The sequence below is a fragment of the Anaerophilus nitritigenes genome (assembly GCF_004138215.1).
Lineage (GTDB): Bacteria > Bacillota > Clostridia > Peptostreptococcales > Thermotaleaceae > Anaerophilus > Anaerophilus nitritogenes.
This window is the reverse complement of sequence record NZ_RYYS01000099.1, coordinates 1-8373: the sequence shown is the minus strand read 5'-3', so window position 1 is coordinate 8373 and position 8373 is coordinate 1. Positions and strand designations below refer to the sequence as shown.

Here is an 8373-nt window from a genome sequence, read left to right as displayed (position 1 = left end):
TGTAGGTTCAAAAAATTCTATTGCTTCACTTTTACCATTTTCATCATAAAATATATGACAAAAACCAAAATCATCCACATCATTACTTCCGAAAGCTTTTGTAAACCTCTCTGCTAACATGAATAATGCTTTTTCATTTTCTTCATGTGTTAAACCAAGTTTTAAGAAATCTGTCCCTTCAAAAGGTATAAGGTTAAATTGCAATTTAAACACCTCTTAATCAATTAAGTTTTTTCAAAATCGTTTTTTATTTTCTCTTTAACTTTTCCTCCAACTCTTCTTTTGTATACTTTGAAGTCCTTCCTTCAAAATTGTGAAATTTATTATTTTTTTCTTGTTTGATTGGCTCCTTGTAATCTTTATTTATCGCACTAATCAAAAATCCTACCAAATTGTCATATGTAGATGATTTTGATATTTCATATTTTTTAATAATCGTTGCCATATCATACTTAGAAGCTTCTAATATAGCTTTTAATTCATCATCTGTTAACTCTTCTTTTATAATCTGTTTTAAAGAAAAAACAAAAGGATCAAACTCAACTTCTTTCGTAGCAGCAATCTCTTCAAAAGCACTCTCTTTAGGGATTTTTTTATTTTTTGATTCTATGTGAAATTTGATTTTATCTACTTTTCGACTTTTTTTAATTTCTTCAAATTCAAAGGATATGTCTGTCTTTTCATTGATTTCTTTATAAGAAGATTCTAGTACCCTTTTTTTAAAGTTAGAGTATTTTAAGTACTGATTTTTCTGTATACCCAACATATTTTTTAAATCTTCTATATGTATAATTCTTTCTTCAATAGATTGATATTGCTTTAATAGCTCATAAATCCTTATGCTATATGCACTGTTTAACTGAATAATATTTTTTAATCGATATGACGTAAAATGCTTTTTTAAATTTAATAAAAATGGTTTTAAATCAGGATCAAACTTTCCCTCCAATGCCCCTTCTCCATTTAAGTATCTAATACTTGAAAACCAACTAAATTGAATTTCATCTAATTTTGTAGGATCTTTTCTATTGGGAACTCTTATTGTAAATGGTTTAGATAATATTGTTTTTGTCAATTTCTTTAATTCCCTGTAAGCATTCTTATGGTCTATATTTAATTTTTCAATAACATCCTTTACTTCTAACCTATATTTTTTAAAATCTTCATCATCTTTTTCAACTAAAGATGCAAAAATCAAAACAAATTTTTGTTCATTTACAGTCAACTTATAAGAAGCTTCCATCAACTTATTTGACTTTGTTACAAGATAATTATCGTTAATATTTATCTTCTCCATGATTCAATCATTCCTTTGTAATTAGATGGATTCATTTTATAATAAAACCTAATTAAAAGCTACATCTTTTTTATTTGTAGCTTTTAACCCTAAAAAAGTAGCCTTTCACCGTAAATTTGTAGCCTTTTGACCGTAATTCTGTAGCTGTTCACCGTAAATTTGTAGCCTTTTACCGTAAATTTGTAGCTTTTCAGATGGTCAACATTAGTTTTTTCAACTTGTTCAGCTTCCCTAAAACATATTAAAACATTTAAAAGTTTTTTAAAACAACATAAAAGGAGCTGTTGTTTATAAATTAAAAAAATAAAATACAACTCTATTGAATATAAAAAATCAAAGAGTTGCATTTTTACATATTATCTCTCCATCTATTTCAATTTAAATATTTCCTTAAACATATTAATATCTAAATAAAAACTTCCAAAGAATTTAAGAATTAGGATAAGGAAGAATCAAGGTACCTGTCCCCATGATTCCACATGATTCTTTAATAATGCTATTACAATTCATTTATCGTTTCCGTTACAGATATATTCCGAATCCGTTTTGCCGGAGCATAAACCGCAGCGATAGCCGCAACAAAAACAAACAGAAGTATAACCATTATTGGTATAACAGGTAAGCTCCAAGTAGCGTAGTTAAAATGAGCAGTAATAAGATTGTCATATAACATCTTACTAACCAACAGACCAAATGTACAACCGACAGCACAACCGGACAAAGCATAGGTAAACGCTTCGGCGGCTATCATTTTTGTTATCTGACGTTCATCCATACCAACCGCACGCATTGCTCCGTATTGTTTTATTTTTGCGGACACACTCATAGAAATGCTGTTCATAATATTTAATACAGTAACCAAAGTAATAATTGCCAAAAATCCATATACAAACAACAGGAATGCAATATATGTGCCGGTAGTTCGCTGGTCGCGCTGGTCACTAAACTTGTACTCTTCACCTACTGCATTACGGATTGCTTTAACATTCTCGTCCGTCGCGTCTCTTGTCGTCTGTATCATAATAAGTGAATAATCGGTTACACCCGTTATGCGTGTAAAGGTTTCTCCAGAAGTAATAAGCGTTATTTTTCCATTCGTAGTACCGTCACTGCTGAATGGGTCAAATTTCAACATGCCTGCAATTTCAAGCTCCTCATTTCCTACCCGTATTTTATCACCTATCTCTAACGGACTATCTTTGTCCCATGTTGTAAGTACATAATTACTGTCCCCATACACCTTTGAAATATCGCTGCCCTTTCTAAGTTCTTTATCCTTTGTAAGACAGTCTAAATCATATTCATCATAGGAAATAATATCAATCGTACTCGACAGCTGACTATCTTTATTTAGTTTTGCCGGAATATCAAAACAGCTCCTGCGACCAAAAGCATGTTTTACACCTGCCTTATTGCTAATCTTATCAAGCAATGCGTTGTCTATCGAATTTGAACTATCATTGCTTGAAATGTTAATGTCGGAAGCATTCGATGACTGGGGCATAAGGTAACCAACAAAATCTATCAAAACCGAAAAACTCAAAAAAAGGATAATGCTGAGTGCAAATGAGCCTGTCATAAGTAATAGGTTTTTCTTTATCGATACTGCATGATGAATTCCGAGAGCAGTTTCAATTTTAAAAAAACGGGTATTCACCATAGGGTGCATATTTTTTGCGTTTTCTGAATTACCCGATACTGCTGCCACAGCTGATACTTTAGCGGCCCGTTTCGCTGGAGACCTAGCTGCAATGAGTACCGTAACAACCCCCACAATTACTCCGCTAATAATGCCGATTGGACTAACTCCAAAAAGAGGCATATCAGAGAACTCCTCGCCGACAATAAACCGTAGAGCAGCACATAATCCCCATGTGATTACAATTCCGAGCATGACACCTACTGGAACCGCAGTTTTGCACCAGTTAAGAGCTTCCAACCTTACGAAACGGATAATCTGTTGTCTGCTCATTCCAATACAGCGCATCATCCCGAAAAATTTTGTCCTTTGGGCGACATTACTGTTTATGCTGCTTGAAATCATCAGTACCCCTGCAATCAGTATCAGGACAAACAGTACTACCGCGGTAGAATATAATGTCTGCACAGTTGCATTTTTGCTAAAGTCCGCTAATCCTAAAGTGGCTGTGTTTTCATCTATATTTTCGTCTGTCAACCCGTATTTTTCCTTTATATCTGCAATTTGTTTGCTTATTTTTGTATTCTCATGAAATTGAACATAATATACAGGGGCAAGATCTCTATCATTGATGGTACCAATTTTATAAAATGCTGTTTGGTTCATATATGCGCTAATTGTATCATACAGCGAATTGAAACCTACATCGTCTTCACCAAAGCCGGATACCGTATAATTCATGCTTCCAGAAGGGGTATTTATTGTAATGCTGTCGCCTATATTGATACCGAGAACAGTTTTGGCATTTGGACTAAGCATGATTTCTGTATTGCTCTGCGGATAAGAACCCTCTGCCAAGCAGTTTCGTATATTAGTGATATATGTTTCATCAACACCGTATAAAACCGCTTTTCTATCGCATATATAATAATCATCTTCTCGATTATAATTTATCACATCATACCATGACATGGTGGCAATGTCGGTGCGTGAGCTAATATGCTTTGCAACACTTTCAGATATATTTTTAAGCTGTATATTCCAGTTACCATGTTTGTTAAGTAAAGTTATTTTCTCCATTCTGACGCCCATATCTGCCATACTGAAAACAGCCGTTACCAAAAACACAGCAAAGATGATACATAGGAGCGTCATACGATTTTGCCGTCTGTGTACTTTTGCGGAAATCGGAATAAGGCTAAGATAGCTTTTCATTCACGGCACCTCCCAAAATCGGTCAAGACACCGTCTGACACCTGCAATACACGGTCTGCGGTCTGCGCTATACTGCGGTTATGCGTAATCATAATAATCGTCTGCTCATACTTTTTTGAGGTTTCTTTCAGTAGAGCGATTACTTCGCTGCTGTTCTGAGAATCCAGATTACCTGTCGGCTCGTCCGCAAGAATCAGAGACGGCCTTGTAATCAGTGCACGTCCGATTGCTACTCTCTGTTGCTGACCGCCTGATAATTGACTGGGCAGGTGATGACGGCGTTCCTTCAAATTTAGTACCGTCAGTAGTTCTTCCAGATACTTTTTATTGGGCTTTTGATAGTCCAGCAATACAGGAAAAATTATATTCTGCTCGATTGTCAGTTCTGGAATTAAGTTGAAAGCCTGAAAAATAAACCCGATATTTCTGCGGCGGAAAATCGTAAGCGCACTGTCTTTCATAGCAAAAATATCCTTGCTGTCAATCAGCACTTCGCCGGAGGTTGGGGTGTCAAGCGCACCTATCATATTGAGAAGCGTACTCTTACCGGAACCCGATTCTCCGACTATTGCCACAAATTCGCCCTTCGGAACGGAGAAACTGGCGTTTTTTAATGCTTCAACGGCTATTTCTCCACTGCCGTAAGTTTTAGAAATTGATTTTACTTCTAATAAATTCATAGTATAAGCACCTCTTTTTCTATTGAATCATATTGAAAGAATATCATCTATATCCTACAGCAAGATGACTGTAAGACTACAATTTTGTAGGAATCAAAAAATTTATAACAAAAGAAGTACCTATTCCTAATTCGCTGTCAACCTCAACCGTGCCGTTGTGTGCTTCAATAATTGCTTTTACAAGCGACAAACCAAGTCCGATACCCTGAATATCCTTTGAAAAGCGGCTGCGATAAAACCTCTTAAAAATATGGTGTAAATCCTCTTGGTGGATGCCACTCCCGTTATCTTTCACTATAATCTGAACAACAGTCATAAACTGTTTCCATTCAATATGAATGAAATCCCCTTTTTGAGTATGGTCGAGAGCATTTTTTACGATATTGTCTATGGCCTCAATGATCCAATCGCGATCACAAAGAAGCGAGATGTTTTCATTACCAGATAAGACAATTTCCTTTTGTTCCTGTTTAGCTCGGTATGCAAAATGTAATTCAATGTCATTCATCATATCTGACACATTTTCAGGAGCCTTTTCAATCACAATGGAACCCGCGTCCAGCTTTGTAATTTTCAGCAGATTTTGTACCAGCGTTTCAATCCGGTCGAGTTCATGTTCTGATAACGTGGCAAATTCTTTAATCGTAGGTAATTCTTCTGCTTCACCTTGTAACAGCCCGTTATAAATATTTAAGGTTGCAAGCGGCGTTTTTAGTTGATGTGAAATATCGGATATTGTATTTTTCAAAAACTGTTTCATTTTCCCTTCATTTTCAGCGTGGGCGTTCAAAATGGAAACCAGAGAATTTACTTCATGAAATAGTCTGTATAACTGGCCCTCATCATCGCACTCAATACGCGCTGTACGATTGCCGGAAATATATTCTGTAATTTGCGTCACGGCGTTTTCCATGATTTTGTTCTGTTCCTTGAAATATCTGTAACAGGCTATCAATATTCCAATTCCCATACATAGAGAACATATCAATATATATAATGTTGCATTTTCCAATTTAAGGATCATAAAAGACGCAGACAGTAAGGTAAATATCAGTATACACATCAATATCTTATAAAATAGGGCTTTGATTTTTCTGTTCGACAGTATTTTCATTATGCATCTCAATTAGCAGTATTCCATTTATAACCCATACGGCGGACGGTTATTATTCTTTTTGGGTTACCTGGCTCATCTTCAATTTTTGTGCGTAGCCTGCGTATATAGACAGTAATGGTATTGTTATCTATATAGTCTTGATTACAATCCCATAATTTGCTTAAAATCTGTTCTGGTGAAAGTACAATATCTGGATTTTCCATAAACAGGCACAGCAATTTATATTCATTTGCCGTTAAGTCAAGCTGTTTCCCATTTTTATATGTTTCTCCTTTTAGCAGTTGTACCTTTATATCATTAGAGTTCAGTTCTGTATCTGCCTGACTGAAATTATTACTTCTGCGAAGCAAGGCGTTTATCCTCGACATAAACACAGCCAACTTAAAGGGTTTTGTAATATAGTCGTCGCCACCAATATCAAGCCCCATGATGATGTCTGTTTCCTCATCAGCAGCAGTAAGGAACATAATGGGTACTTTTGATGTTTGGCGTATTTTTGTGCATATATCAAAACCAGAACCGTCGGGAAGCGATACATCTAAAATTATCAACTCATATTTTCCGTCCGCCCATAAGGTATCTGCTTCCAGGCTTGTACGGGCAATATCTATCTCATATCCCTGCTTTTTGATAGCAAAAGACAGCCCACTTATTAAACTTAAATCATCTTCAACTAAAAAAATTCGTTTCATTTATTTTCACCATCCTTGATTATCCATCTTTTTTTCTTTTAAATTCACATTAATCATTGTTTGATTACTTATTTTTTCTAATTGTATAATACTTTTAGAATTACTATTAAATAAATTAAAAGATTCGTCATACCAAAAAACAAAATACACATCTTCTTTTTCTTTAAATACATACATATTTTCACCAATCTTATTGTATTCTGTTTTTACATAATACTTATTATTAGATATTCTTAAAGTATTATCTTAAAAAAAATTAAAAGTGAATCCATTATTTTGATAACATCCAGTTATAGGTCTTTCATAATTGCTTGGTGAAATTATTTTAGCAAATAATATAGCATTTAAAAGTATGGATATGCAAAAAAATAAAACAAATAATTTCTTTTTAGAATTTTTCATAGTCCACTCCCTCCTTGGATAAGCATAAATCTTTTTATTTTATCAATCAACACTTTACTTTATGTTTGGTGTGAAATATACCACATTTCCTAAAGACTATTCCACAAATTTTCTATAGTATGATCAAGCTCTTTAATACTTTTAGAAAGATCATCTATTTTCCCTTCGATTCTCACCAATAAATAAACAGATATACCGATTGGAAAACCAACGTTTGCAATAATACTCATAAGCTCCTCCATAATATAGCCCCCTTTTATAAATGATAAGGTATTATTTTTTATTTTGTTCCAGGTGAAACATTTACCATTTAAAAAAGCCCCTAAGGGCTTTTGATTTTCTATTTTTATTGTTTTTCAATAATTGCTTCTGTATCTGTTGTGATAATATTTGCGGATAATATTTCTCTAAGTTCTCCGTTACCCATAGAAAAGATATTTTTGTCGATAATAGTCTGCATTGCAGATTGTACATCAGAAGCTTTCAGATCCTCTCTACAGTCTTCAACTGTTAGCTTTGCACTCTTACCCTCTTCATTCTTAAAAATCATCTCTAATCGTCTCACAGCCTGTTACCCCCTTTTTCTTTTTTGCCTATCCCCTAGATTCCTTTGCTGATTTCATAATCTGCTTTTTTGTGAATTTCTATTGCCTTGTTTTCTTGAAGTTTAACAAGTGTCAAGGCTACATCATAAATGTCTTCATTGGAAGCATCATATTTTACTCCTCCATAAGTTTTGGAAGCTTTCTTTTGCTTTCCGTTTTCATCAAGTCCATGATCATAAACAATAGTTAGTTTACTAGGTGATTGGTTTACATTCACAGCCATCCTTACCCCTCCTTTACAATTTTTTGAATGGTTTTATGACAAAGATCATACTTCTTTGCAAGCGCACGAGAGTTGTAGCCGTTGTATTCCTTTATGATTCTTTTGTTTCTACTTACTCGATCCTCTCTAGGAATATAAATAGAGCTACCACCAAACTCTTTCATAAGCTTTTTTGTATTCTCTCTGCCAATTAAATCAGAAATCAAATACAAATCATGAATGATCCTCGCCCCCTCATAAAAATTGTATCAAGAAAGAAAAGAAAGAGCCGTAAGAAAAAGGGATGAAAATTTTCTAAGGAATATTTCCTTTTAAAGTCATTTTCTAATTTTTTTGGAATGAGTATTGTCTCTGAAGAAATATATATAAAGTTGTTCAAATAATTTATTGTTTTTTTATGTACTTATATTCTACTCGGAATGAAATAACTTCTATGTTTCATTTTATTCTAAAGGTTTTGCATATTTGTAGACTACTTTTTTCGTATATTTCGGAATAAATAT

12 protein-coding genes are annotated in these 8373 nt (G+C 34.0%); all 12 read right to left on the bottom strand.

Annotated elements, in window-relative coordinates:
• Nucleotides 1-204 (bottom strand): hypothetical protein (locus EK368_RS13675; protein WP_165000470.1); only part of this gene is annotated, 204 nt, incomplete at its 3' end.
• 43 nt (nucleotides 205-247) lie between these two features.
• Nucleotides 248-1297, bottom strand: coding sequence for a replication initiation protein (locus tag EK368_RS13670; protein WP_129600614.1), 1050 nt, complete (start codon nucleotides 1295-1297; stop codon nucleotides 248-250).
• 499 nt (nucleotides 1298-1796) lie between these two features.
• A complete protein-coding gene (locus tag EK368_RS13665; RefSeq protein ID WP_129600612.1) occupies nucleotides 1797-4151 on the bottom strand; it encodes an ABC transporter permease in 2355 nt (784 codons plus the stop codon).
• On the bottom strand, nucleotides 4148-4831 hold the full coding sequence (locus tag EK368_RS13660; RefSeq protein WP_129600610.1) for an ABC transporter ATP-binding protein: 684 nt from the start codon (nucleotides 4829-4831) through the stop codon (nucleotides 4148-4150). The genes EK368_RS13665 and EK368_RS13660 overlap by 4 nt, the downstream gene beginning before the upstream one ends.
• A gap of 76 nt (nucleotides 4832-4907) precedes the next feature.
• Complete coding sequence (locus EK368_RS13655; RefSeq protein WP_129600608.1) at nucleotides 4908-5945, bottom strand: sensor histidine kinase; 1038 nt, start codon at nucleotides 5943-5945, stop codon at nucleotides 4908-4910.
• Between the two features lie 8 nt (nucleotides 5946-5953).
• Nucleotides 5954-6640 (bottom strand): response regulator transcription factor, encoded by a 687-nt coding sequence (locus tag EK368_RS13650; protein WP_129600606.1) that lies wholly within the window; start codon nucleotides 6638-6640, stop codon nucleotides 5954-5956.
• A 6-nt stretch (nucleotides 6641-6646) separates the two neighbouring features.
• Entirely contained in the window at nucleotides 6647-6817 is a 171-nt protein-coding gene (locus tag EK368_RS15015; protein ID WP_165000469.1) for a hypothetical protein, read from the bottom strand.
• 69 nt (nucleotides 6818-6886) lie between these two features.
• Entirely contained in the window at nucleotides 6887-7042 is a 156-nt protein-coding gene (locus tag EK368_RS15010; RefSeq protein WP_165000468.1) for a hypothetical protein, read from the bottom strand.
• 89 nt (nucleotides 7043-7131) lie between these two features.
• The gene (locus EK368_RS13645) at nucleotides 7132-7284 is read right to left on the bottom strand and encodes a YvrJ family protein (protein WP_129600604.1); all 153 of its coding nucleotides are present in this window, start codon (nucleotides 7282-7284) and stop codon (nucleotides 7132-7134) included.
• Nucleotides 7285-7388: 104 nt separating this feature from the next.
• Complete coding sequence (locus EK368_RS13640) at nucleotides 7389-7607, bottom strand: DUF2922 domain-containing protein (protein ID WP_129600602.1); 219 nt, start codon at nucleotides 7605-7607, stop codon at nucleotides 7389-7391.
• 35 nt (nucleotides 7608-7642) lie between these two features.
• Nucleotides 7643-7870, bottom strand: a complete 228-nt coding sequence (locus tag EK368_RS13635; RefSeq protein ID WP_129600600.1) for a DUF1659 domain-containing protein — start codon at nucleotides 7868-7870, stop codon at nucleotides 7643-7645.
• Between the two features lie 2 nt (nucleotides 7871-7872).
• Nucleotides 7873-8082, bottom strand: coding sequence for a Mor transcription activator family protein (locus tag EK368_RS13630; RefSeq protein WP_243109429.1), 210 nt, complete (start codon nucleotides 8080-8082; stop codon nucleotides 7873-7875).
• Nucleotides 8083-8373 lie beyond the last annotated feature (291 nt).

What these genes read in the sequence shown, in the direction of transcription:
- EK368_RS13670 (WP_129600614.1), bottom strand. Translation starts at nt 1,297, where the DNA reads ATGGAGAAGATAAATATTAACGATAATTATCTTGTAACAAAGTCAAAT.
- EK368_RS13665 (WP_129600612.1), bottom strand. Translation starts at nt 4,151, where the DNA reads ATGAAAAGCTATCTTAGCCTTATTCCGATTTCCGCAAAAGTACACAGA.
- EK368_RS13660 (WP_129600610.1), bottom strand. Translation starts at nt 4,831, where the DNA reads ATGAATTTATTAGAAGTAAAATCAATTTCTAAAACTTACGGCAGTGGA.
- EK368_RS13655 (WP_129600608.1), bottom strand. Translation starts at nt 5,945, where the DNA reads ATGAAAATACTGTCGAACAGAAAAATCAAAGCCCTATTTTATAAGATA.
- EK368_RS13650 (WP_129600606.1), bottom strand. Translation starts at nt 6,640, where the DNA reads ATGAAACGAATTTTTTTAGTTGAAGATGATTTAAGTTTAATAAGTGGG.
- EK368_RS15015 (WP_165000469.1), bottom strand. Translation starts at nt 6,817, where the DNA reads ATGTATGTATTTAAAGAAAAAGAAGATGTGTATTTTGTTTTTTGGTAT.
- EK368_RS15010 (WP_165000468.1), bottom strand. Translation starts at nt 7,042, where the DNA reads ATGAAAAATTCTAAAAAGAAATTATTTGTTTTATTTTTTTGCATATCC.
- EK368_RS13645 (WP_129600604.1), bottom strand. Translation starts at nt 7,284, where the DNA reads ATGGAGGAGCTTATGAGTATTATTGCAAACGTTGGTTTTCCAATCGGT.
- EK368_RS13635 (WP_129600600.1), bottom strand. Translation starts at nt 7,870, where the DNA reads ATGGCTGTGAATGTAAACCAATCACCTAGTAAACTAACTATTGTTTAT.